We start from the raw sequence: 22,521 nt of genomic DNA, 5'->3' as shown, positions 1-22,521 counted from the left end.
CCGCGCGGTTCAGCCCAGGTTCGCCTCCTCGGCGAGCAGCGCCGCCAGTTCGGTCGCGTCGGCCCCGGCGAACCCGGCGCGGTGGAACCACGCGGTGATGTTGTCCGCGTCCCGCGCCAGGTAGTCGAGGCCCTGCGGATTGGCGGCGAGGTCCACCGCCTGCGGCAGGTCGATCAGCACCAGCCGGTCGCGGTGCACCAGCACGTTGTAGGCGGACAGGTCGCCGTGGGCGTAGCCCTGCCCGGCCAGGACGGCCAGCGCGTCGACCAGCTGCTCCCACAGCTGCGCCAGTTCGGCGCGGTCCGGGCGCAGCGCGGCCAGCCGGGGCGCCGCGGTGCCGTCGGCCTCGCCGATGAACTCCTGGAGCACCTCGCCGCCGACCCGCTGCACCGGGTAGGGCACCGGCGCGCCCGCCCGCCACAGCGCGCCGAGCATCCGGAACTCCGCGACCGCCCACTGCTGGGCGATCATGCCGCGGCCGAACGCGGTGCGGTGCTCGATCGCCCGCATCTCCCGGGACCGGCGCATCCGCCGCCCCTCCAGGTACCCGGCGTCGCGGTGGAACAGGCGGTGGTCGCCGTCGCGGTAGCGCTTGGCGGCCAGCAGGCAGGACTCCCCGCCGGGCAGCGACCGCCGCAGCAGGTGGACGTCGGCCTCCTTGCCGGTCTTGAGCACGCCGAGCTCGTGGTCCACCGCGGCGAGGGCGGTGACCACCCAGTCCGGGTGCGGTTCGGGGCCGCGCTCGCCGGTGTCCCAGGTGGACCAGCGGTCGGCGTCCTCGGGCAGGCCGAGCGGTTCGGGTTCCTCCCGCAGCGCGGCGAGGCGGTCCTTCTCCTCCTCGGTGAGCCTGCCGCGGCGCACCGGTTCGTCGTCGAAGGCGCGGCGTCGCGGGCGCTTCCGTCGCTCGTCGGGGAAGTGGTCGTCGTAGTAGTGCTCGTAGTCGTCGAGCGAAGGCACTTGGGGTGCTCCTCGGGATGGCCTCCCGCCGGCGCACCCGAGGGCGTCAGGGCAGCGAGCGGGAGGAGTTCGGGCCTGGACCGGACGTGGCGCGGTGGAACGCACCGCTGCGAACAACGACCTCCACGGCACACCTCCTCTCCGCTCGCGCGCAGCCCCGGATCGGGCGCCAGGACAGTGTGCGCGGGCCCGAACCGGACGCGCAACGCATTTTCCGGCGCCCGCACCGCCCCGCTGTGCGCGGCCTCAGACGACCACGCACAGCGCGCGCTCGCCCTCGCGCTCCACCCGCATCCCGGCGGCCTCGGCCACCGCGAGCACGTCGTCCACGCCGGACGGTTCGTCCGGGGCCTGGGCCAGCGCGCGGGCCAGCGCGCCCTTGTGCGCCTTGTTGTGGTGGCTGACGACCTTGCGGTGGCCCGCGGCGTCCTCGGACAGCACCCGCACCGCGACGGCGCCGGGCACCTTCGCCAGCGCCGCGTAGGCGCCCGAACGCAGGTCCACCACCAGCTCGTCGACCGCCAGCACCGGTTCCAGCACCGGCCGCCAGACCGAGCGCAAGGTGCCCAGGCCGGGCAGCGAGCCGCCGCCGGACAGCCGGTAGGCGGGGATGCGGTCGACGCCCCGCACCAGGCCGAACAGGGCCGAGGCCACCGCGAGCCGGTCGTCGGCCTGCTTGCGCTCGGCCGGGGTGAGCGAGCCGACGTCCAGCGCGTCGTAGAGCACGCCGGTGTAGCGCTCCAGCGCCGGGGCGGTGGGCGCGGTCCGCAGCGCCGCGTTGCGCTCGACCTCCTCGGCCTGCCGCTCGGACAACCCCAGCACCGACAGGCTGGCGGGCACGTCGGCGGCGAGCGCGGTGAGCGCGTCGACCACGGTGCGCCGGGTCGGGTTCAGCTCCGGGTGGGACAGCGAACCCAGGTCCAGCGGCGCCCCCGCGCCGCCCGTCGACTTGGTTTCGGAAGGAGGAAGCAGCACCAGCACGATTCCACCCTAATGGCGGTGCCCGGTCCCGCCGTGCGGTGCCGCGCCGCTGGGCGGCGCCCAGCTCAGAGCCGCTTTCGCCCAGCGGCCTCCGCGCACCGCGAACCGCGCCCGTCCTCGCGAGAGGACCGCGGCGGCGCCCGGCTCAGGCGGGTTGCGCGGCGCGTCCGGCGCGGACCGGCAGGGCGGCGAGGCCGTGGATGATCGAGGTCGGGCGCCGCCGCAGCGCACCGGCCCGCCGCAGCTCCGGCACCCGTTCGGCCAGGGCGCGGAAGGCGCACTCGGCCTCCATCCGGGCCAGTGGGGCCCCGAGGCAGTAGTGGATGCCGCTGGAGAACGCCAGGTGCTCGCCCCGGGTGTCGCGGGCGAGGTCGAAGCGCTCCGGCCGGTCGTGCACCGCGGGATCGCGCCCCGCCGAACCCAGCAGCGCCAGCACCGGCGTGTCGGCGCGCACCGGCCGCCCGCCGAGTTCCAGGTCCTGGTGCGCGATGCGCATGGTCATCTGCACCGGCGGGTCCCAGCGCAACGTCTCCTCGACGACCGCGGGCGCGAGGCCGGGATCGTCGACCAGCGCCGCCCACTGGTCGGGGTGGTGCAGCAGCGCCAGGGCGCCGTTGCCGATCAGGTTCACCGTGGTCTCGAAGCCCGCCACCAGCAGCAGGTCGGCGAGCCGGACCAGCTCGACCGCGGTGAGCTGCTCGTCGTCGAGGGCGGTGACCAGGTCGCTGAGCAGGTCGTCACCGGGGTCCTCCCGGCGCCGCGGGATGAGCCCGGTGAACAGCGAGTCGAGCTCGGCGAACGAGGCGCGCATCTGCCGCAGGTGGACCGGCGAGCGGACCCCGTCGAGCGCGCGGGCCAGCACGGTGCCGTGCGCGGCCAACCGGTCCGCGTCGAGGCCGCGCAGCCCCAGCAGCGAGCAGATGACCCGGATCGGCAGCGGCGAGGCGAAGTCCCGGATCAGGTCGAAGCCGCCGCGGGCGAGCGCGGCGTCGAGCAGCTCGTGCGCGATGCCCTCGATGCGCTCGCGGTGGACGGCCAGCCGGCGGGGCCGGAACGCGGGCGCGGCGAGCCGCCGCAGCCGGGTGTGGTCGGGCGGGTCGAGTTCGAGCAGGGACAGCTGCAGGTCCACCGCCGCCGCGGTCGGATCGCCGTAGGAGCCGTCGCTGGTGCGCACCCCGAAGCGGCGGTCCCGCAGCATCTCGTCGCAGACCTGGTGGGTGGTGGCCAGCAGCGTGCCGAGGCGGCTGCGCACCACCGGCCCCTGCGCCCGGAGCTGCTCGTACAGCGGGTACGGGTCGGCGCGCCACGGGGACCGCATCAGCCGCGCGCCCGGATCGCCCAGCCGCGCGAAGGCCCCCACCACCGCGCTCTGCGCCACCAGCCGCCCGGCCAGCGCGAGTTCGCCCCGGAGCCCCGGTGCGGTGCGGACGTCGGACATCGCCACCCCCAGTGATCGGCCCGCTTCCCAGGTAACCGGACGCGCCGCCCGGCGGCAAGGGCCCGCGGCACGGCAATCCGCTGGTCGGGAACGGGGGTCCGGCCGCTACGCTCGTCGGGTCCAGACGGGGCGAGACGAGGAGCCGGAAACCGTGATCACGAGGATGTCGACGTTGTTCCTGCGGACTTTGCGCGAGGACCCGGCCGACGCCGAGGTGCCGAGCCACAAGCTGCTGGTGCGCGCCGGTTACGTCCGACGGGTCGCCCCGGGCATCTACTCCTGGCTGCCGCTGGGCCTGCGGGTGCTGCGCAACGTCGAGCGCGTGGTGCGCGAGGAGATGGCCCGCATCGGTGCCCAGGAGATCCACTTCCCGGCGCTGCTGCCCCGCGAGCCCTACGAGGCGACCGGCCGCTGGACCGAGTACGGCCCGACCCTGTTCCGGCTCAAGGACCGCAAGGGCGGCGACTACCTGCTCGGGCCGACCCACGAGGAGCTGTTCTCGCTGACCGTCAAGGGCGAGTACAGCTCCTACAAGGACTACCCGGTCATCCTCTACCAGATCCAGACCAAGTACCGGGACGAGGAGCGCCCGCGCGCGGGCATCCTGCGCGGCCGCGAGTTCGTCATGAAGGACTCCTACTCCTTCGACCTCGACGACGACGGCCTGGCCGAGTCCTACCGGCTGCACCGCGACGCCTACATCCGCGTCTTCGACCGGATGGGCCTGCGCTACGTCATCGTGGCGGCGACCTCCGGCGCGATGGGCGGTTCGGCCTCCGAGGAGTTCCTCGCCGAGAGCGAGACCGGTGAGGACACCTTCGTGCGCAGCACCGCCTCCGGGTACGCCGCCAACGTCGAGGCGGTGGTGACCGCCGCGCCGCCCGCCGAGCCGGTCGAGGACAAGCCCGCCGCGCAGGTCCACCACACCCCGGACACGCCGACCATCGAGACGCTGGTCGACCACCTCAACGCGCACACCGACCGCACCTTCACCGCCGCCGACACGCTGAAGAACGTGCTGGTCAAGCTGCGGCAGCCGGGCGCGCAGGAGTGGGAGCTGCTCGGCGTCGGGGTGCCCGGCAACCGCGAGGTGGACCTCAAGCGGCTGGAGGCCGCGGTCGAGCCCGCCGAGGTGGCGCTGCTCGACGAGACCGACTTCGCCGCCAACGACTTCCTGGTCAAGGGCTACATCGGCCCGAAGGCGCTGCAGGCCAACGGCGTCCGCTACCTGGTCGATCCCCGGGTGGTGACCGGCACGGCGTGGGTCACCGGCGCCGACCAGCACGACCACCACGTCGTCGACCTGGTCTGCGGCCGGGACTTCACCCCCGACGGCACCATCGAGGCCGCCGAGGTCCTGGAGGGCGACGCCGCCCCCGACGGCACCGGCACCCTGGTCGCCGCCCGGGGCATCGAGATCGGCCACATCTTCCAGCTCGGCCGCAAGTACGCCGACGCGTTCGGGCTCGACGCCCTCGGCCAGGACGGCAAGCCGAAGCGGATCACCATGGGTTCCTACGGCATCGGGGTGTCCCGGCTGGTCGCCGCGATCGCCGAGCAGTCCCACGACGAGCAGGGCCTGGTGTGGCCCCGCGAGATCGCGCCCGCCGACGTGCACGTGGTGCTCGCGGGCAAGGACCAGGCGGTCCGGGAGCGCGGCGAGGCGCTGGCCGCCGAACTCGACGCGGCGGGCGTGGAGGTCGTGCTCGACGACCGCACCTCCTCGCCGGGCGTGAAGTTCGCCGACGCCGAGCTGATCGGCGTGCCGACCGTGCTGGTCGTCGGCAAGGGCCTGGCCGGCGGCGTCGTGGAGGTCCGGGACCGGCGCAGCGGCGAGCGCACCGAGGTCCCCGTCGACGACGCCGTCCGCCACCTGGTCGACGCCGTGCGCAGCTGACCTCACCCGTTCGTGAAGTGAGTGAGGGGTGCACGTCGTTGGTACATCAGGAGGCTATCGGCGCAGCGAGAAGGCCGCTGAGGTCCCGCCACCCGCACCGCCACGCAGATCATTCTGAAAGCGGTCCCCACTGGGACAAGGGTGCCCTCACCTCGTTCCCTCACCCGATTCGATCACCTGGTCGGGGTGGGGTGGTGGAGGATCGCGGCGACGACCGATTCGGTGTCGGCGAGGTCGGGCAGCACCGCGTGCGCTCCTGCGGTGGTCAGCTCCTCGGCGCTGCTGCGGCCGGTGGCGACGCCGATCGCGATCGCGCCGAAGCGCAGCGCGCCCGCGACGTCGTGCGGGGTGTCGCCGATGACCACCACGTCCTCGGGCGGCCAGGGCGCGCCGTGCTTGGCGGCGGCCTTGGCGACCGCCTCGGCGATCAGGTCGTGCCGGTGCGGTGAGGTGTCGCCGAACCCGGCGATGTCGAAGTCGACGTGGTGGTGCAGGCCGAAGGTGTCGAGCTTGTGGAAGGCGACCTCGGCCAGGTTGCCGGTGACCAGGGTCTGCGCCACGCCGGGCACGGCGGCCAGCGCGGTCATCGCCCGCGCCGCGCCGGGCAGCGCCCGCCCGCGCTCGGCCAGTTCCGCGCGGCTGCCCGCCACCGCCGTCGCCAGCGCGGCGTACAGCGCCGCCACGGCCGCCTCGTCGGCGTCCCGGCCGTGCCGCCGCAGCACGTCGGCGGCGATGGCCGCCTCGGTGCGCCCGGCGGTCTCCGGCATCTCGGCCAGCTCGTCGCCGGTCACCTCGGCCAGCGCCTCGCGGTACCAGCGCGGACCGAACCCGGGCGCGTCGATCAGGGTGAGGTCGATGTCCCAGAGCACCAGTCGCGATGTCATCGGCTCATCCTGCCACCGCCGATCACCCCGCCAGGAAGCTCAGCCGCACCGTCCGCGCCGCGTTGTCGCCGTTGGTGTCGACCAGGCACACCGACTGCCAGGTGCCCAGCGCCATCCGGCCGCCGAGCACCGGCACGGTGGCGTAGGGCGGGACCAGCGCGGGCATGACGTGGTCGCGGCCGTGCCCCGGTGAGCCGTGCCGGTGCCGCCACCGGTCGTCGGCGGGCAGCAGGTCGCGCAGTGCGGCCAGCAGGTCGTCGTCGCTGCCCGCGCCGGTCTCGATGATCGCCAGGCCCGCCGTGGCGTGCGGCACCCAGACGTTGAGCAGGCCGTCCTCGGCGCCCGCCGACTCCAGGAACCGCGCGCAGTCGCGGGTCAGGTCGCGGACGACCTCGGACGAGCCGGTGCGGATCTCCAGTTCCTCGCTGTGCATGGTCCTCACGGTAGGAAATCCGGTGCCCCCCGGCGCGCTCCGGTGCGATGATCAGCGGATGCGAGAAGCCTTCGGCACCACCTTCGACGTCCCGCCCGGGTACCTGAACACGGCGGCGATCGGCGTTCCGGCCACCGCGACCGCCGCGGCGGTCGGCGACGCGGTGGCGCGGTGGGGCCGGGGCGGGATCGGCCCGGGCGACTTCGACGAGGCCGTCGAGGCCGGGCGGCGCGGCTTCGCCCGGCTGATCGGGGTCGACGCGGCGCGCGTCGCGATCGGCTCCACCGCATCCCAGCTCGTCGGGGCGGTCGCGGCCGGGCTGCCCGCCGGATCCCGGGTGCTGGTGCTGCGCGGCGAGTTCACCAGCGTCAGCTTCCCGTTCGCCGCGCAGGCCGACCGGGGCGTGCGGGTGGAGGAGGTGGGCGCCGCCGAGTTCGCCGACCGCGCCCCCGGCCACGACCTGGTGGCGATCAGCGCGGTGCAGTCCGCCGACGGGTGGCGGGTCGACCTCGACGCGCTGCGCGCCGCGCGGGCCGGCGGCACCCGGGTGCTGCTCGACGTGAGCCAGGTGGCGGGCTGGGCGCCGTTGGAGCTGGACTGGGCCGACTACGTGGTCGGCGTCGGCTACAAGTGGCTGCTCGCCCCGCGCGGGGCGGCGTGGCTGTCGGTGCACCCGGACGCCCCGCCACCCCGCCCGGACGCGGCGAACTGGTTCGCCGCGCACGACCCGAGCGCGATGTACGGGCTGCCGCTGCGCCTGGCCGGCGGTCCCGCCGGGCTCGACCTGTCCCCGGTGTGGTTCGCCCAGGTCGGCGCGGGTGCGGCACTGGACTGGCTGACCGGCCTCGACCTGGCCGAGGTCGCGGCGCACTGCACCGGGCTGGCCGACCGGTTCCGCGGCGCGCTGGGCATGGCACCCGCCGGTTCGGCGATCGTCGCGGTGGACCGGCCCGACGCCGCCGAGCGGCTCGCCCGGGCCGGCGTGCGCTGCTCGGCGCGGGCGGGCGCGGTGCGGCTGTCGTTCCACCTGTACAACACCGAGGAGGACGTCGACCTGGCGGTGCGGGCGCTGGGCGGCTGAGCAGCCCGGCGGATGTCCAAAACATGCGCGGTGTTCGATCTGTGATCCGCAGCCGCTACCGTGGGAACCCGTGCCGGATCCACATGGTGCGCCCGATGAGATGACGGGATCGCCCTCGAACACGCAGCGCGACACCGCGCCCCTCGCCCGCGACAACTCCCGGGTGGGGCAGTCGGACGAGCCGGCGACCCGCCCGGCCTTCGCGCCGCCCGACCGCGACGCGACGACCCGCGACGCGGCGGCGACCCAGGTCCAGCCCGGAGGTGAACGGCCGACCGGACCGGGGACGCACCCGGGCGCGCCGCCGCACCCGGTGCCGCCGACCGCGGTGCCGCCGACCGCGCAGGTCGGCGGCGCGCACCCCGGGTCGTTCCCGCAGCGGCCCGCGGGACCGGCCGCCCAGCACGGGCAGCCGCCGGGGCAGCGCCCGGGCACCCCTCCTGCCGGCCAGCCCCCGATGCCGCCGCCGCAGCAGTTCGGCCACCCGGGGCAGCACCACCCCGGGCAGCACCACCCGGGCCAGCACCATCCCGGCCCGCCCCCGGCACCCAGCAGTTCGGCCCGCAGCCGGGCGGTCCCCGCCCCGGCACCCCGCCGCAGGGGACGCCACCGCCTGGGTACGGCGGACCGCCGCCGGAGCACCAGGCCGGCGCCTACCCGCGGACCAGCATGCAGGCGCCGGTCGGCGGGGGCGCGCAGCGCACCGGCATCACGCCGTTGGGCTGGGCGCTGCGCGGTGCCGGGCTGGTGGCGATCTCGGTGATCTCCGGGCTGATCTGGCTGGCGTTCCAGCCCGCCGGACCCTCGGACGAGGAGCAGCAGGCCGCGCCGCCCCCGCAGCCGGAGTACCGGCACGAGAAGATCCTCAGCGAGGACGGGTTCCAGGGCTGCGAGCTGGTCTCCACCGACCAGATCGCCGAGTTCTTCCGGGACAACGAGTGCAACCACCTCACCCGGGCGCTCTACCGCTCCTACCTGCCCTCCGGCGAACCGGTGCTGACCTCGGTGATTACCGTGCGGATGCCGGACATCGCCCAGGCCCGCAAGCTCAACGAGGTGATCACCCGCGACGGCACCGGCAACGTCCGCGACCTGGTCGACGACGAGCGCGCCGGGACCGAGGACATGCCCTCGCTGAACGACCGCGGCTACTGGTCCGAGCAGCAGGGCGAGCTCGTGGTCATCGGGGACTCGGCGTACTTCGACAAGCCCACGAAGAAGGGCGACGAGAAGCTCGTCGACGTCACCCGGGAGATGCTCAAGCTCGGCTGGCCCCAGGACGGGCAACCGAACTGACCACCCACGCCGGACCGACCTCGCGCCGAACGGCCAAGCACCGGTCGCTCCGGGCGCCACGACCAGCAACCACCGCCAGGCAAGCGGCGAAAGCCGCTTCCGCCTTGCCCCACCCTCGCCACCGGCACCGCCGCGGGTTCTCAGCGGCCTTCTCGCGAGGACAGCCGCGACGCCGTGTACGTGCCTGGTACATCAGGAGCGGCTCCCGCAGCGAGGGGGCCGCTGAGGTTCCGCCACCGGCACCGCCACGCAACCGGACCACGGACACCCCCGACAACCCTACGGCTGGCCTGGGAAGGCTTGTGCTGCTGGCTGCTGCCCGATGGTCAGCCGCCAACGGGTCGCCCGCGCGGCGGAGGTGCTCAGGCCGTCGAGGCCGGTCCGGCGCAGCTCGCCGTCCTCGGTGCGCTCGATCACGGCCCGCCAGCCGACCTGGCAGTCCCGCTCGGCGATCAGCACCGCCTCGATCGCCGTGGTCTGGTCGGTCGGCCGGACGCCCACGTCGTAGGCGGGCCGGGGTGCGGGCGGGGTCTGCCCGGCCGCGCGGACGAGCCGGGTCGCCGCCGCCCGCTGCCGCTCGTGCGCGTCGAGGGCCTCCTGCAACGCGTCGCGCACCCGGGATTCGGTGGTGAAGGCGCTGGCCAGCCCGTACACCCACACCGCGGCGTGCTCGGCGGCCAGCGCGTCGCGCAGCGCCCGGGACGCCTCGTCGGACAGCTCCGTCATCCCAGCACCTCCAGCAGGCTCGCGCAGCTCGCCGACACCGACGCCAGCAGGCCCGCGCGGTAGGGCTCGGCGCCCGGCACCAGCTCCGCCGCCCGGGTCCGCGCGCCGTCGACCGCGGTGCGCAGCGCCTCGGCGGCCGCGCTCGTGTCCGCCGGCGGTCGCACCGGGCCGGGCTCGGGGACCGACGGCGGGGCGTCGGGGTCCGGCGGGTCGAGCCGGTCCACCTCGCGTCGCAGCGCCTCGGCGTGCGCGCCGCGGGCGGTCTCGACCTCCGCGGCGGCGGCCGCCAGGTCCGGGTGCGCCCGGGCGACGGCCGCGGCGAGCGCGGCGTCCGCCTTGGCCGCCCGGGCCACCGCGATCAGCGGGTCGGGGGCGTCGGAACCGGAGCCGCAGGCCGCCGCGCCGACGGCCACCAGCGGCACGGCGGCCAGCAGCCGGAGCGCCCCGCGCCGGTCCAGGGCCGACGGGGCTCGCGAGGGGGATTCCACGGCGACCCATCCTGCCAGTGATCAGCGCGGCTGATCGGCCCGGCCCCGGCCTCGCGACCGGGTGTGCGATCCGCCGATCGTTGGGTAGCCACGCTGCGTTGCACCGAGTGCGGACGCGATACGCTGGACGACCGCGGCCGGTGCGCCCAGCACCGGCAGTGCGGTGTCGCGGCGGTCCGCCGCGCGCCGCCGGAGCCCCGACCCCCTCCGCAACCGATTCCGAGGAGACCCCAACGTGCCCAGCCCGCCGGGTGGTGCCGTCACCGCGCAACTGGAACCCGTCGTCGCCGATGCGGTGGCCGACGCGGGTTTCGACCTGGAGGACTTCGACGTGCAGCAGGCCGGGCGCCGACGCCTGGTCAAGGTGGTCGTCGACGCCGACGAGGGAGTCGGCCTGGACGAGATCGCCGTGGTGTCCCGGACCGTCTCGGAGGTGCTGGACGCCCACGAGCACGTGCTGGCCGGCTCCTACACGCTGGAGGTCACCTCGCCCGGGGTGGACCGGCCGCTGACCCGGCCGCGCCACTGGCACCGGGCCCGCAACCGGCTGGCCCGGATCGCGCTGGTCGCGGGCGGTGAGCTGCGGGCGCGGGTCGGTGCCGCGGACGAGGACGGGGTCACCGTGCTGGCCGACGGGGAGATCCGGCGGGTGGCCTACCGTGATGTCGAGCGCGCGGTGGTCGAGGTGGAGTTCCAGCAGCCACCGGCGCAGGAGCTGGCGAAGCTCGAACAGGCTGCGGGCGGCGCCCCCGAGCGGGGGGCGGACCGGGAAGACACGGAGGAGTCGAGGTGAACGTCGACATCGCGGCGCTGCGGGCGATCGAACGCGATAAGGACATCCCATTCGAGACGGTGCTGGAAGCGATCGAAACGGCGCTGCTCACCGCGTACCGGCACACCGAGGGGCACCAGCCGCACGCCCGCGTCGAGGTGGACCGCAAGACCGGTGTGGTGCGGGTCATCGCGCACACCCCGGACGGCGAGGGCGGCATCGCCGAGGAGTGGGACGACACCCCGGAGGGCTTCGGCCGGATCGCCGCCACCACCGCCCGGCAGGTCATCCTGCAGCGGCTGCGCGACGCCGAGCACGAGCGCACCTTCGGCGAGTTCTCCACCAAGGAGGGCGAGATCCTGGGCGGTGTGGTGCAGCGCGACGCGCGCGCCAACTCCCGGGGCATGGTGATCGTCCAGGTCGGGGACAGCGAGGGCGTGATCCCGGCCGCCGAGCAGGTGCCCGGCGAGCGCTACGAGCACGGCACCCGGGTCAAGTCGTACGTGGTCGGCGTCTCGCGCAGCGCGCGCGGCCCGCAGATCACCCTGTCCCGGACGCACCCGAACCTGGTGCGGCGGCTGTTCGCGCTGGAGGTCCCCGAGATCGCCGACGGCACGGTCGAGATCCCCGCCGTCGCGCGTGAGGCCGGTCACAGGTCGAAGATCGCGGTCCGCTCCACCGTGAGCGGGGTCAACGCCAAGGGCGCCTGCATCGGGCCGATGGGCGCCCGGGTGCGCAACGTCATGAGCGAGCTGGGCGGCGAGAAGATCGACATCATCGACTTCTCCGAGGACCCGGCGACGTTCGTCGGCAACGCGCTTTCGCCGGCGAAGGTAGTATCGGTGCAGGTGGTCGACGAGCGGACGAAGACGGCGCGCGTGGTCGTGCCCGACTTCCAGCTCTCCCTGGCGATCGGCAAGGAAGGTCAGAACGCGCGGTTGGCCGCGCGGCTGACCGGCTGGCGGATCGACATCCGCAGCGATGCCGATCCCGAATCCAGCACCACCTCGGCCGGTCCCAACTCGGCTCCGCCCCAGGGCGCGGCCGGGGGGTTGGACCCCGCCATCGGCGAGCTGCCGACCGTGGGTTCGGCTGAGTGAGACCATCTGGTTAGAATCACAGTTGGTCCGACGCGAGGGAGCAACGATCCACACCTGTACTTCCGGTCCGCACGACGTGCGTCGTGGGCCGGTCCGCACGTGTGTGGGCTGTCGCACCCGGACGACGGCCGACGAGCTACTCCGGGTCGTGGCCGAGGAGGGGCGCGCGGGTTTCGCCGCCGTTCCCGACCCACGACGCCGACACCCCGGCCGGGGGGCCTGGTTGCACCCCGCGCCGGAATGTCTGCGTCAGGCCGAGCGGCGTCGAGCGTTCCCCCGGGCACTCCGCGTGCCGGGGCCCCTCGACCTCTCGGCGGTGCAGGAGCACCTGCGCCCACCCGAGCCGGTGGCTCACCCCGAGACCGACGCGGGATCCGTCCCGCGCCAGGCAACTGAAGGAAAGCAGGTCGACCCGTCATGAATCAGCCGTGAAGCTGAAGCCATGAACGCGCATCGGCGATAGGACGAGGTCGAGCGGGACTGCCGCCCGGCCTCACCCAGATGAGGAGAGCAGTGGCAGGCAAGGCCCGCGTGCACGAGCTCGCGAAGGAGCTCGGTGTCACCAGCAAGGAAGTACTGAACAAGCTCGCCGAGCAGGGCGAGTACGTCAAGTCCGCGTCGTCCACCGTGGAAGCGCCGGTGGCGCGCAGGCTGCGCGACGCCTACGCGAAGTCCGGCGGCAAGAAGGGCGGCGACGGCGGCGGCGCCAAGCAGGCGCCCGAGTCCCGCCAGCCGCGCAGCGGTGCCCCGGCGCCGAAGCCGGGCCCCAAGCCCGGTCCGCGCCCCGAGGCGCCGTCCGGCGAGCGTCCGAAGCCGGGCCCCAAGCCCGGTCCGAAGCCCGGCCCCAAGCCGGGTCCCGACTTCAAGCAGCCGGAGCAGCAGCAGCCCGAGCAGCAGCAGCGGCCGCAGCAGCAGGCCCCGGCCGCGAGCGCGGAGTCCCGCTCCGAGGCGAAGCCGGCGCCCAAGCCCGGCCCGAAGCCCGGTCCCAAGCCCGGCCCGAAGCAGGGTGGCGGCGCGGCCGGCGGTGGCGCCGACTCCGGTGTCGTCCCGCCGAAGCCGCAGGCCCCGAAGCCCGGCCCGCGGTCCCCGCGCGTCGGCAACAACCCGTTCGGCGTCGGCAGCGGTTCGCCGCAGCAGCGCGGCCCGCGTCCCGGCGGTGGCCAGGGCGGCCAGCGCGGTGGCGGCGGTGGCCAGGGCCCCGGTCGCGGTCAGCGCCCGGAGCGCCAGGGCGGCCAGCAGCAGCAGGGCGCGGGCACGACCCCGTCCGCTCCGCGCGGTGACGGCGGCGCTCCGCGTCCGAATCCGGGCATGATGCCGCCCCGCCCGAACCCGGGCATGATGCCGCCCCGCCCGCCGCGCAGCGGTGGCGGACCCGGCGGCGGTGGCCGCGGTGGCGGTCGTCCCGGTGGCGGCGGCGGTCGCCCGGGTGGTGGCGGCGGCGGTCGTCCCGGCGGTGGCGGTGGCTTCCGCGGTGGCGGCGGCGGTGCCCCGGCGGGCGGTCCGCCCGCGGGCGGCGGCTTCCGCGGTCGTCCCGGCGGCGGTGGCCGTCCGGGCGGTCCCGGTGGTCGCGGCGGTACCGCGGGCGCCTTCGGGCGGCCCGGTGGGCCCGCGCGGCGCGGTCGCAAGTCGAAGCGGCAGAAGCGCCAGGAGTACATGGAGAACATGCAGGCGCCGTCGGTCGGCGGCGTCCGCCTCCCGCGCGGCAACGGCGAGGTCCTGCGCCTGCGCCGCGGTGCTTCGCTGACCGACTTCGCGGAGAAGATCAACGCCAACCCGGCCTCGCTGGTGCAGGCGATGTTCCACCTCGGCGAGATGGTCACCGCGACCCAGTCCGTCTCCGACGACATCCTCGAGCTGCTCGGCCAGGAGATGAACTACAAGGTCGAGATGGTCAGCCCGGAGGACGAGGACCGCGAGCTCCTGCAGTCCTTCGACGTCACCTTCGGCGACCCGGACAGCTCCGACGAGCAGCTGGCCGCGCGTCCGCCGGTGGTGACCGTGATGGGTCACGTCGACCACGGCAAGACCCGCCTGCTGGACACCATCCGCAAGACCAACGTCCAGGGCGGCGAAGCCGGCGGCATCACCCAGCACATCGGTGCCTACCAGGTGCTCACCACGCTGGAGGGCAACGACCGGCCGATCACCTTCATCGACACCCCGGGTCACGAGGCGTTCACCGCCATGCGTGCCCGCGGTGCGAAGTCGACCGACATCGCGGTGCTGGTGGTCGCGGCCGACGACGGCGTGATGCCGCAGACGGTCGAGGCGATCAACCACGCCCAGGCCGCCGGGGTGCCGATCGTGGTCGCGATCAACAAGATCGACGTCGAGGGCGCCAACCCGGACAAGATCCGCCAGCAGCTCACCGAGTACAACCTCATCGCCGAGGAGTACGGCGGCGAGACCATGTTCGTCGAGATCTCGGCGAAGCAGGGCCAGAACATCGAGTCCCTGCTGGAGGCGGTGCTGCTCACCGCGGACGCCGCCCTGGACCTGCGGGCCAACCCGGCGATGTCCGCGCAGGGCGTGGCCATCGAGGCGCACCTGGACCGGGGTCGGGGTCCGGTGGCGACCGTGCTGGTGCAGCGCGGCACGCTGCGGGTCGGCGACTCGATCGTCGCGGGCAACGCCTTCGGGCGCGTCCGCCGGATGATCAACGAGCACGACGAGGACGTCACCGAGGCGCTGCCGTCGCGGCCGGTGCAGGTCATCGGCTTCACCTCGGTGCCGGGCGCGGGCGACACGTTCCTGGTCGTCGACGAGGACCGGGTCGCGCGGCAGATCGCCGACCGGCGCGGTGCCCGCATCCGCGAGGCCCAGAACGCGGCCAAGCGCAAGCGGGTCAGCCTGGAGGACCTGGACAAGGTCCTCAAGGACACCAACCAGCTCAACCTGATCATCAAGGGCGACAACTCCGGTACCGTCGAGGCGCTGGAGGAGTCCCTGATGAAGCTGGACGTCGGCGAGGAAGTGGAGCTGCGGGTCATCCACCGCGGTGTCGGTGGCGTGACCGAGAGCGACATCAACCTGGCGACGGCGGAGAACACCATCGTGCTGGGCTTCAACGTCCGGGCGGACGGCAAGGCCACCGAGGCCGCCAACCGCGAGGGCGTGGAGATCCGGTACTACTCGGTGATCTACCGGGCGATCGAGGACATCGAGCAGGCGCTCAAGGGTCTGCTCAAGCCTGAGTACGAGGAAGTCGAGCTCGGCCGGGCGGAGATCCGCGAGATCTTCAAGTCCTCCCGGATCGGCACGATCGCGGGTTGCATGGTCACCGAGGGGATCATGCGGCGCAACGCCAAGGCGCGCCTGCTGCGCGACAACGTGGTGGTCGCCGAGAACCTCACGGTGAACTCGCTCAAGCGGTTCAAGGAGGACGCGACCGAGGTCCGCGACGGTTTCGAGTGCGGTCTGACCCTGGGGTCCTACAACGACCTCAAGGTGGGCGACTTCATCGAGACCTACGAGATGCGGGAGAAGCCGCGGAGCTGACCGATCCCCGGCCCGGGTCCACCGCCGGTGGGCCCGGGCCGGGTTTCGCGGTGAGGAACGCCCATGTACGTCGGTGCGCTGGAACTGGACGTGCTGCTCGGCGACGTCCGGTCGCTGAAGCAGAAGCGGAGCGCGGTGCGGCCGGTGCTGGCCGAGCTGCGGCGCCGTTACGACGTCGCGGTCGCCGAGACGGGCGACCAGGACGTGTACCGCCGGGCGCGGCTCGGCGTGGCGGCGGTGTCGGGCGAGGCCGGGCACGTGCGCGAGCTGCTGGACGCGTGCGAGCGGCTGGTCGCCGAACGCCCCGAACTCGAATTGCTCTCGGTCCGGACGAGGATGCTCGGGCCGGAAGACTGATCCAGAAGGAGGTGCGCCGTGGCTGATACGGCGCGCGCCCGCAGACTCGCCAAGCGCATCGCCCAGATCGTCGCGTCCGGGCTGGAGCACGAGGTCAAGGACCCCCGGCTGGCGATGGTCACGATCACCGATGCCCGGGTGACGCCGGACCTGCGGGACGCCACGGTCTACTACACCGTCTTCGGCGACACCGCCGAGCAGGCCGCGACGGCCGCCGCGCTGGCCAGCGCCACCGGGGTGCTGCGCTCGCGGGTCGGGCAGCACACCGGGGTGCGGTTCACCCCGACGCTGACCTTCGTCGCCGACACGGTGCCGGACCAGGCGCGGCACCTGGACGAGCTGCTGGCCAAGGCCAAGGAGGCCGACGCCGAGGTCGCCCGGATCGCCTCCGGCGCCCGGCACGCCGGTGACCCGGACCCGTACCGGGACACCGAGGATGACGAGGACGACACCGACGGTGCCGACGCGGAGGCGGGTGCCGACGCCGACGTGCGTCGTGGCCCACAGAACGGTTGAGCCGCGGCCCGGCACGCGGTGCGCTGGACGTCGGCGGTGCGCCCCCGCGCCGCCGACGTGGAGGTGAGCCCGTGTCCGCGCAACCCGCTCCGGACCTGCTGGAGCCGGAGCTGAAGGAGGTCGCCCGGCTGCTGTCGGCGGCTTCGGACGTGACGCTGTTCGCGCACATCAACCCGGACGCCGACGCGCTGGGCAGCGCGCTGGCGCTGGGCATGGCGCTGCGCCGGGGCGGCTGCGCGGCGCGGGTGTCCTTCGGCTTCCCGGACGTGCCGCCGCGGTCGCTGCGCGACCTGGACCCGGAAGGCCTGCTGGTGCCCGCCGCCGAGGTGCCCGCCGCGGTCCCGCTGCTGGTGGTGTGCGACTCCGGCAGCCTCCAGCGCCTCGGCGGCCTCGCCGATCGGGTCGCCGCGACGGTGGCCGCCGGGGGCGAGGTCGTGGTCATCGACCACCACGTCTCCAACACCCGCTACGGCACCCGCCACCTCGTCGACGAGACGGCGGAGGCGACGGTGCTGCTGGTGCTGCGGCTGCTCGACGAGCTCGGCGCCCCGCTGGACCTGCCGATGGCCCGCTGCCTCTACGCCGGGCTGGTCACCGACACCCGCAACTTCCGGCACGCCGGCGCGCGCACGCACGCGGCGGCGGCCCGGCTGCTCGAAGCGGGGGTCGACCCGGAGGCCACCACCCGCCCGCTGCTGGACACCCACCCGTTCGGCTGGCTGTCGATGCTGTCCTCGGTGCTCGGCCGCGCGCAGCTGGAGCCCGCGGCGGCGCGCGGGCTGGGGCTGGTGCACGCGACCGTGCGGCTGACCGACGCCCGCGAGGTGGGCAGCGAGGAGGTCGACAGCGTGATCGACCTGGTGCGCACCTCGGAGGAGGCCGATGTGGCGGCGGTGCTCAAGGAGACCGCCGACGGGCGCTGGTCGGTGTCGCTGCGCTCCGACGGCGCGCTGGACGTCGGCCTGGCCGCGGCCGACTGCGGGGGCGGCGGTCACCGGCTCGCCTCCGGCTTCACCGCGGCGGGCAGCGCCGAGGACGTCCTGGCGATGTTGCGCGCAGCGCTGCGCCGGGCCCCGCTGCTGCGCTGACCGGCGCCCGGGCGCAGGCCGGAATCCTCGTCCACTTCCACCACCGGCGCGCGAGGCGAGCCGGGCGAGAACCCAGGGAGGGTCCGTGTCCGATCGGGTTTCCCCGCGGCGCGTGCTGGGACTGGCGGTGCCCGCGCTGGGCGTGCTGGCCGCCGAACCGCTGTACGTGCTGGTCGACACCGCGGTCGTCGGCCACCTCGGAGCGGTGCCGCTGGCCGGGCTGGCGCTCGGCGGGACGCTGTTCACCCTGGTCTCGACCCAGCTGACCTTCCTGTCCTACGGCACCACCGCCCGCACCGCCCGGCTGCACGGCGCCGGCCGCCGGGCCGACGCGGTCGCCGAGGGAGTGCAGGCGACCTGGCTGGGCGTGGGCGTCGGCCTGCTGCTGTTCCTGCTGGCCCAGCTCGTCGCCGAACCGGTGGCCGAGCTGCTCGCCGGTCCCGGGCCGGTGGCCGACGCGGCGGCGAGCTGGTTGCGCATCGCCCTGCTCGGCGCCCCGCTGGTGCTGATCACGATGGCGGGCAACGGCTGGATGCGCGGCGTGCAGGACACCGCCCGCCCGCTGCGCTACGTGCTGGCGGGCAACGGCGTGTCGGCGGTGCTGTGCCCGATCTTCGTCTACCCGCTGGAGCTCGGGCTGGAGGGCTCCGCGATGGCCAACCTGGTCGGTCAGACCATCGCCGCCTCGCTGTTCGTGCGCGCCCTCGTCGTCGAACGGGTGCCGCTGCGACCGCACCTGCCGACGATGCGCGCCCAGCTCGGCATGGGCCGCGACCTGGTGCTGCGCACGCTGGCCTTCCAGGTCTGCTTCCTGTCGGCGACCTCGGTCGCGGCCCGCACCGGCGCCGAGACCGCCGCCGCGCACCAAGTGGTGTGGCAGTTGTGGACGTTCCTGTCGCTGGTGCTGGACTCGCTGGCCATCGCGGCGCAGTCGCTGGTCGGTGCGGCCCTGGGCGCCGGATCGGCGCCCCGCGCCAAGTCCATCGCCCGGCAGGTGACCTGGTACGGGCTCGGGTTCGGCGCGGTGCTCGGGGTGCTGTTCGCGGCGCTGGCGGCGCCGCTGCCCGCGCTGTTCACCACCGATCCGGGCGTGCTGGCCGAGATGCCGGGGGCGTGGTGGTTCTTCGTCGCCCTGCAACCGATCGCCGGGGTGGTCTTCGCCCTCGACGGGGTGTTCCTCGGCGCCGGGGACGCGGCCTACCTGCGCACCGCCACCATGCTCAGCGCCGCGATCGGCTACCTGCCGATGATCTGGCTGTCCCTGGCGTTCGACTGGGGCCTGCCCGGCATCTGGACGGGCCTCAGCGCCTTCATGGTGCTGCGGCTCCTCACCCTGCTGCTGCGCGCCCGCTCCGGCCGCTGGGCCGTAACAGGACCAACAACAGCAACGGCCGCCATGTCCTGAGTGGTTGGTCCTTTTCCGGAGCGGTGCCCGTGGCGGAACCTCAGCGGCCTTCTCGCTCCGGGAGCCGCTCCTCATGTACCACCCGTACACGGCGTCGCGGCTGTCCTCGCGAGAAGGCCGCTGAGAACCCGCGGCGGTGCGAGCTGCGAGGGTGGGGCGAGGCGGAAGCGGCTTCGCCGCTTGCCTGGCGTTGGTTGGTCGGGTGCGTGGGTTTTTCGGGGTGAGGGGCGCCCTTGCCCCAGTTGCTTGGGCAAGGGCGCCGCTCACTCAGTTCACGAAGGGGTGAGTCCGCCACTCGCACCGCCACGCAACCCGACCCCCACACCAGCCAACCCCCGGGGCCTGTGCGTGGGGTTGGTAGGGCTCGGGGAGGATGGGCGCTCGTGTCCGAGCGTTCCAAGAACCGTCCGCCCGTCCCGCCGGGTCTGCTCGTCGTCGACAAGCCGTCCGGGATGACCTCGCACGACGTGGTCGCCAAGGTGCGCCGCATCATCGGCACCCGCAAGGTCGGCCACGCCGGGACCCTGGACCCGATGGCCACCGGGGTGCTCGTGCTCGGGGTGGAGCGGGCCACCAAGCTGCTCGGCCACCTCGCCCTGGACACCAAGGCGTACCTGGCCACCATCCGGCTCGGCGAGGCGACCAGCACCGACGACGCCGAGGGTGAGGTGCTGTCCGAGGCGGACGCCTCGGCCGTGCCGGAGGACGCGGTGCGCGCCGGGATCGCCGAGCTGACCGGGGAGATCCAGCAGGTGCCCAGCGCGGTCAGCGCGATCAAGGTCGACGGCAAGCGCGCCTACGAGCTGGCCCGCGCCGGGGAGTCCGTGGAGCTGGCCGCCCGCCCGGTGACGGTCTCCCGCTTCGACGTGCTGGCGCTGCGCCGGGAGGAGCGCGGCACCGAGCTGGACGTGCTGGTGGAGTGCTCCTCGGGCACCTACGTGCGGGCGCTGGCCCGCGACCTCGGCGCCGGGCTCGGCGTCGGCGGCCACCTGGCACAGCTGCGCCGCACCCGGGTCGGCCCGTTCGGGCTGGCCACCGCCCGCACGCTGGAGCGGCTGGCCGAGGAACCGGAGCTGTCGATGGACCTGGACGCCGCGGTCGCCACGGCGTTCCCGAGGCGCGAGGTGGACCTGCGCACGGCCCGCGCGCTGTCCCACGGCCGCCCGGTGGTCGGCGCGGGGGTCGACGGCACCTACGGCATGTTCGCCCCGGACGGCACCGCGATCGCACTGGTCCGCGACGCGGGCGGGCAGGCCAAGCCGGTGCTGGTGATCGCGCCCGCGTGATCACCGTCGCCCCCGGTGGCGCGGCGTCGCCCCGGGGCGGCGCAGTAGGGTAGCGGGTCGTGCAGCGTTGGCGCGGATTGGACCAGATTCCCGGCGGCTGGGGCCGGTGCGTGCTCACCATCGGGGTCTTCGATGGTGTGCACCGGGGCCACCAGAGGTTGATCGCGCACGCCGTTGAGCGGGCCCGCGAGCGGGGCCTGCCGTGCGTGCTGATGACCTTCGACCCGCATCCGTCCGAAGTGGTGCGGCCGGGCAGCCACCCGGCGCAGCTCACCACCTTGCGGCGGCGCGCCGAGCTCGCCGAGCAGCTCGGCGTCGACGTGTTCTTCGTGCTGCCGTTCACCCGCGAGGTCTCCCAGGTGCCAGCCGAGGAGTTCGTGCACGCGATGCTGGTGGAGCGGCTGCACGCGGCGGAGATCGTGGTGGGGGAGAACTTCACCTTCGGCCACAAGGCCGCCGGTGACATCGGGCTGCTCGCCCGGCTCGGCGAGCGCTTCGGCTTCGAGGTCGAGACCGACGCGCTGGTCTCCGGGCCGGTGCGGCGCGCCGACGATCCGGAGGGGGCGTCGGTGACGTTCTCGTCGACCTACATCCGCTCCTGCATCGACGCCGGGGACGTGACCGCGGCGGCCGCGGCCCTGGGCCGCCACCACCGGCTGGAGGGCATCGTGGTGCGCGGTGCCGGGCGCGGCGGGGCCGAGCTGGGGTTCCCGACGGCGAACCTGTCCACCCCGCCGCACGCCGCGATCCCGGCCGACGGGGTCTACGCGGCGTGGTTCACCCACCGCAGGCGCGGTTCGGCCGAGCGGGGCGAGACCTGCCCGGCGGCGGTCTCGGTGGGCAGCAACCCGACGTTCTCCGGCACCGAGCGCACCGTGGAGGCCTACGTGCTCGACGTCGCCGCCGACTTCTACGGCGAGCACGTGGACCTGGACTTCGTGCGGCGGCTGCGGCCGATGGTGCGCTTCGACGGCGTCGAGCAGCTCATCGCGCAGATGCACGACGACGTCGAGCGGACCCGGCGCGTGCTGGCGGACGAGGGATGAGCCCGGTGACGCCCGAGCGCTCCGCCCGCCGGGGCGGGGCGTCCCACTCGCGCCGTCTTTCCGATTCCCGCCCGCCCGTTCCCGGTGACCTGGCAGTATTCGAACGCGAATCCACGTCCAACCGGGGTGGCGGCAGCGGGGGAGCGAAGGTGACGGAGAGCAGCAACGTCCAGCGGAACCTGGCGCTGCAGCGGCAGTGGTACGGCGAGCCGCTGGGCGATCGGGTGCGCCGGCTGGTCGTGGCTTTCCGGATCTCCCAGGCGCAGCTCGCCGAGGTCCTCGGCATCAGCGCGCCGATGCTCAGCCAGGTGATGAGCGGACGCCGCGCCAAGATCGGCAACCCGTCGGTGCTGGCCCGGTTGGTGATGCTGGAGCGCAAGGTCCTGGTGGCCGGGGTGGTGGCCGGGGACGCCGAGGCGATCAAGCAGGCGCTGGAGGACGTCCGCAGCTCGCGGCCCTCGGTCGGGCGGGACAACCTGCCGGTCAGCGAGGCGCCCGGCGAGGCCGCGGCGTGGCCGGTGCTGCGCGAGGTCGCCCGGCCCACCGAGCTGGAGGCCGCCGCCGCGCTGCTGGACGGCGACTTCCCGGCGCTGGCCGGGCTGCTGCGCCGCGCCGCCGGAGCGGACTGAGGGCCCGTGCCCGGCCCGGCGATCCGGCCCGGCGGTGCGGGGGCCGAGCGGGTGAAGCTGTTCACCGCGCTGTGGCCGTCGCCGGAGGTGGTGGGGCACCTCGACGCGGCGCTGCGCGCGCTGGACCCGGCGCGGGTGGCCGCCGCCACCCGGGGCTGCGCGGGTTCCGCTTCACCCCGGTCCGCCGGTGGCACCTGACGCTGTGCTTCCACGGCGAGGCCGAGCCGGGGCCGCTGGCCGCCGGGCTCGACGAGCGGGTGCCGGGGCTGGTCGCGCCGCGGCTGCGGCCGACGGGCGCGGGCACCTTCCGCGGTGTGCTGTGGATCGGGGTGCGCCCGGTGGCGCGGGCGGACCGGTCGGCGCTGCGGGCCGCGGTGCTCGCCGCCGGGGGAGATCCGGAGCTGTTCCGGCCGCACCTCACGGTGGCGCGGTGGGCGGCGGGACGCCCGGACGCCGCGCTGACCGGGCTGCTGGCGCGCTACCGCGGGCCGGAGTGGGTCGCCGACGACCTCGGGTTGACGCGCAGTGACCAGGGCGGGAACGGTCCGGAGTACGAGATCGTGCACCGGCTCGCGGTGACGCGCCGGACCGGCGGGTAACCCCGTCGCGGGGGCACCGCCTGGTACCCTGTCCGTGGGTCCGG

The 22,521-nt window shown here is 74.6% G+C and carries 24 protein-coding genes; 16 read left to right on the top strand and 8 right to left on the bottom strand.

The window, feature by feature from the left end; translation table 11 throughout:
• Positions 1-9: 9 nt before the first annotated feature.
• The 3 genes from ACQP0T_RS21515 to ACQP0T_RS21505 all read right to left on the bottom strand — a co-directional run bounded on the left by ACQP0T_RS21515 (position 10) and on the right by ACQP0T_RS21505 (position 3,376).
• Positions 10-957, bottom strand: a complete 948-nt coding sequence (locus ACQP0T_RS21515) for a serine protein kinase RIO (RefSeq protein ID WP_433869700.1) — start codon at positions 955-957, stop codon at positions 10-12.
• A 246-nt stretch (positions 958-1,203) separates the two neighbouring features.
• Positions 1,204-1,938, bottom strand: a complete 735-nt coding sequence (gene yaaA, locus ACQP0T_RS21510; RefSeq protein ID WP_433869699.1) for a peroxide stress protein YaaA — start codon at positions 1,936-1,938, stop codon at positions 1,204-1,206.
• 145 nt (positions 1,939-2,083) lie between these two features.
• Entirely contained in the window at positions 2,084-3,376 is a 1,293-nt protein-coding gene (locus ACQP0T_RS21505; RefSeq protein ID WP_433869698.1) for a cytochrome P450, read from the bottom strand.
• A 151-nt stretch (positions 3,377-3,527) separates the two neighbouring features.
• Between ACQP0T_RS21505 and ACQP0T_RS21500 the strand changes: the two genes are divergently transcribed.
• Positions 3,528-5,273 (top strand): proline--tRNA ligase, encoded by a 1,746-nt coding sequence (locus ACQP0T_RS21500; protein ID WP_433869697.1) that lies wholly within the window; start codon positions 3,528-3,530, stop codon positions 5,271-5,273.
• Between the two features lie 173 nt (positions 5,274-5,446).
• Here ACQP0T_RS21500 and ACQP0T_RS21495 read toward each other — a convergent pair whose 3' ends face one another.
• Together ACQP0T_RS21495 and ACQP0T_RS21490 are read right to left on the bottom strand one after the other, a co-directional pair.
• Positions 5,447-6,157: an HAD family hydrolase gene (locus tag ACQP0T_RS21495; RefSeq protein WP_433869696.1), complete on the bottom strand. Its 711-nt coding sequence runs from the start codon at positions 6,155-6,157 to the stop codon at positions 5,447-5,449.
• A 22-nt stretch (positions 6,158-6,179) separates the two neighbouring features.
• The gene (locus tag ACQP0T_RS21490; protein ID WP_433869695.1) at positions 6,180-6,590 is read right to left on the bottom strand and encodes a secondary thiamine-phosphate synthase enzyme YjbQ; all 411 of its coding nucleotides are present in this window, start codon (positions 6,588-6,590) and stop codon (positions 6,180-6,182) included.
• Positions 6,591-6,648: 58 nt separating this feature from the next.
• Between ACQP0T_RS21490 and ACQP0T_RS21485 the strand changes: the two genes are divergently transcribed.
• A complete protein-coding gene (locus ACQP0T_RS21485; protein WP_433869694.1) occupies positions 6,649-7,671 on the top strand; it encodes an aminotransferase class V-fold PLP-dependent enzyme in 1,023 nt (340 codons plus the stop codon).
• 55 nt (positions 7,672-7,726) lie between these two features.
• Here the strand turns inward: ACQP0T_RS21485 and ACQP0T_RS21480 are convergent, their stop codons facing one another.
• The gene (locus tag ACQP0T_RS21480; RefSeq protein ID WP_433869693.1) at positions 7,727-8,200 is read right to left on the bottom strand and encodes a hypothetical protein; all 474 of its coding nucleotides are present in this window, start codon (positions 8,198-8,200) and stop codon (positions 7,727-7,729) included.
• 140 nt (positions 8,201-8,340) lie between these two features.
• On the opposite strand from ACQP0T_RS21480, the gene ACQP0T_RS21475 reads away from it, so the two are divergent.
• Positions 8,341-8,967 (top strand): hypothetical protein, encoded by a 627-nt coding sequence (locus tag ACQP0T_RS21475; RefSeq protein WP_433869692.1) that lies wholly within the window; start codon positions 8,341-8,343, stop codon positions 8,965-8,967.
• 279 nt (positions 8,968-9,246) lie between these two features.
• Here the strand turns inward: ACQP0T_RS21475 and ACQP0T_RS21470 are convergent, their stop codons facing one another.
• Both ACQP0T_RS21470 and ACQP0T_RS21465 read right to left on the bottom strand, forming a co-directional pair.
• Positions 9,247-9,693 carry a ferritin-like domain-containing protein gene (locus ACQP0T_RS21470; protein WP_433869691.1) on the bottom strand — a complete coding sequence of 149 codons (447 nt, stop codon included), beginning with the start codon at positions 9,691-9,693 and terminating at the stop codon, positions 9,247-9,249.
• The gene (locus ACQP0T_RS21465) at positions 9,690-10,181 is read right to left on the bottom strand and encodes a hypothetical protein (RefSeq protein ID WP_433869690.1); all 492 of its coding nucleotides are present in this window, start codon (positions 10,179-10,181) and stop codon (positions 9,690-9,692) included. Before ACQP0T_RS21465 ends, ACQP0T_RS21470 begins: the two co-directional genes overlap by 4 nt.
• Positions 10,182-10,416: 235 nt before the next feature.
• Here ACQP0T_RS21465 and rimP point away from each other — a divergent pair, with 235 nt between their 5' ends.
• The 13 genes from rimP to ACQP0T_RS21400 all read left to right on the top strand — a co-directional run bounded on the left by rimP (position 10,417) and on the right by ACQP0T_RS21400 (position 22,477).
• On the top strand, positions 10,417-10,974 hold the full coding sequence (gene rimP, locus ACQP0T_RS21460) for a ribosome maturation factor RimP (protein ID WP_345355353.1): 558 nt from the start codon (positions 10,417-10,419) through the stop codon (positions 10,972-10,974).
• Positions 10,971-12,053 (top strand): transcription termination factor NusA, encoded by a 1,083-nt coding sequence (gene nusA / locus ACQP0T_RS21455; protein ID WP_345355350.1) that lies wholly within the window; start codon positions 10,971-10,973, stop codon positions 12,051-12,053. Before rimP ends, nusA begins: the two co-directional genes overlap by 4 nt.
• On the top strand, positions 11,935-12,474 hold the full coding sequence (locus ACQP0T_RS21450; RefSeq protein WP_369775747.1) for a YlxR family protein: 540 nt from the start codon (positions 11,935-11,937) through the stop codon (positions 12,472-12,474). Before nusA ends, ACQP0T_RS21450 begins: the two co-directional genes overlap by 119 nt.
• Positions 12,475-12,566: 92 nt before the next feature.
• Positions 12,567-15,551, top strand: a complete 2,985-nt coding sequence (infB, locus tag ACQP0T_RS21445; RefSeq protein WP_433869689.1) for a translation initiation factor IF-2 — start codon at positions 12,567-12,569, stop codon at positions 15,549-15,551.
• Positions 15,552-15,614: 63 nt separating this feature from the next.
• A complete protein-coding gene (locus tag ACQP0T_RS21440) occupies positions 15,615-15,908 on the top strand; it encodes a DUF503 domain-containing protein (protein ID WP_433869688.1) in 294 nt (97 codons plus the stop codon).
• A gap of 18 nt (positions 15,909-15,926) precedes the next feature.
• Positions 15,927-16,424 (top strand): 30S ribosome-binding factor RbfA, encoded by a 498-nt coding sequence (gene rbfA, locus ACQP0T_RS21435; protein WP_433869687.1) that lies wholly within the window; start codon positions 15,927-15,929, stop codon positions 16,422-16,424.
• 71 nt (positions 16,425-16,495) lie between these two features.
• The gene (locus ACQP0T_RS21430) at positions 16,496-17,512 is read left to right on the top strand and encodes a DHH family phosphoesterase (RefSeq protein WP_433869686.1); all 1,017 of its coding nucleotides are present in this window, start codon (positions 16,496-16,498) and stop codon (positions 17,510-17,512) included.
• 85 nt (positions 17,513-17,597) lie between these two features.
• A complete protein-coding gene (locus ACQP0T_RS21425; RefSeq protein ID WP_433869685.1) occupies positions 17,598-18,917 on the top strand; it encodes an MATE family efflux transporter in 1,320 nt (439 codons plus the stop codon).
• 383 nt (positions 18,918-19,300) lie between these two features.
• Positions 19,301-20,203: a tRNA pseudouridine(55) synthase TruB gene (gene truB, locus ACQP0T_RS21420; RefSeq protein ID WP_433869684.1), complete on the top strand. Its 903-nt coding sequence runs from the start codon at positions 19,301-19,303 to the stop codon at positions 20,201-20,203.
• 59 nt (positions 20,204-20,262) lie between these two features.
• Complete coding sequence (locus ACQP0T_RS21415; RefSeq protein ID WP_433869683.1) at positions 20,263-21,249, top strand: bifunctional riboflavin kinase/FAD synthetase; 987 nt, start codon at positions 20,263-20,265, stop codon at positions 21,247-21,249.
• A 149-nt stretch (positions 21,250-21,398) separates the two neighbouring features.
• Positions 21,399-21,878 (top strand): helix-turn-helix domain-containing protein, encoded by a 480-nt coding sequence (locus tag ACQP0T_RS21410; protein WP_433869682.1) that lies wholly within the window; start codon positions 21,399-21,401, stop codon positions 21,876-21,878.
• A 6-nt stretch (positions 21,879-21,884) separates the two neighbouring features.
• The gene (locus ACQP0T_RS21405) at positions 21,885-22,076 is read left to right on the top strand and encodes a hypothetical protein (protein ID WP_433873887.1); all 192 of its coding nucleotides are present in this window, start codon (positions 21,885-21,887) and stop codon (positions 22,074-22,076) included.
• Positions 22,034-22,477 carry a 2'-5' RNA ligase family protein gene (locus tag ACQP0T_RS21400; RefSeq protein ID WP_433873803.1) on the top strand — a complete coding sequence of 148 codons (444 nt, stop codon included), beginning with the start codon at positions 22,034-22,036 and terminating at the stop codon, positions 22,475-22,477. The genes ACQP0T_RS21405 and ACQP0T_RS21400 overlap by 43 nt, the downstream gene beginning before the upstream one ends.
• Positions 22,478-22,521: the final 44 nt, after the last annotated feature.

Origin of the sequence: Saccharopolyspora sp. CA-218241 (assembly GCF_050954615.1) — a bacterium.
Lineage (GTDB): Bacteria > Actinomycetota > Actinomycetes > Mycobacteriales > Pseudonocardiaceae > Saccharopolyspora > Saccharopolyspora cebuensis.
The sequence above is the reverse complement of the archived record's forward strand: the minus strand, read 5'-3'. Positions and strand labels throughout refer to the sequence as shown.

Bases quoted from the DNA above. Each gene is read 5' to 3' on its own strand.
- ACQP0T_RS21505 (WP_433869698.1), bottom strand. From the start codon at position 3,376: ATGTCCGACGTCCGCACCGCACCGGGGCTCCGGGGCGAACTCGCGCTG.
- ACQP0T_RS21480 (WP_433869693.1), bottom strand. From the start codon at position 8,200: ATGGTGCTGGCCCGGGTGGTGCTGCCCGGGGTGGTGCTGCCCCGGGTG.
- ACQP0T_RS21440 (WP_433869688.1), top strand. From the start codon at position 15,615: ATGTACGTCGGTGCGCTGGAACTGGACGTGCTGCTCGGCGACGTCCGG.
- ACQP0T_RS21470 (WP_433869691.1), bottom strand. From the start codon at position 9,693: ATGACGGAGCTGTCCGACGAGGCGTCCCGGGCGCTGCGCGACGCGCTG.
- ACQP0T_RS21485 (WP_433869694.1), top strand. From the start codon at position 6,649: ATGCGAGAAGCCTTCGGCACCACCTTCGACGTCCCGCCCGGGTACCTG.
- ACQP0T_RS21450 (WP_369775747.1), top strand. From the start codon at position 11,935: ATGCCGATCCCGAATCCAGCACCACCTCGGCCGGTCCCAACTCGGCTC.
- ACQP0T_RS21490 (WP_433869695.1), bottom strand. From the start codon at position 6,590: ATGCACAGCGAGGAACTGGAGATCCGCACCGGCTCGTCCGAGGTCGTC.
- ACQP0T_RS21495 (WP_433869696.1), bottom strand. From the start codon at position 6,157: ATGACATCGCGACTGGTGCTCTGGGACATCGACCTCACCCTGATCGAC.
- ACQP0T_RS21475 (WP_433869692.1), top strand. From the start codon at position 8,341: ATGCAGGCGCCGGTCGGCGGGGGCGCGCAGCGCACCGGCATCACGCCG.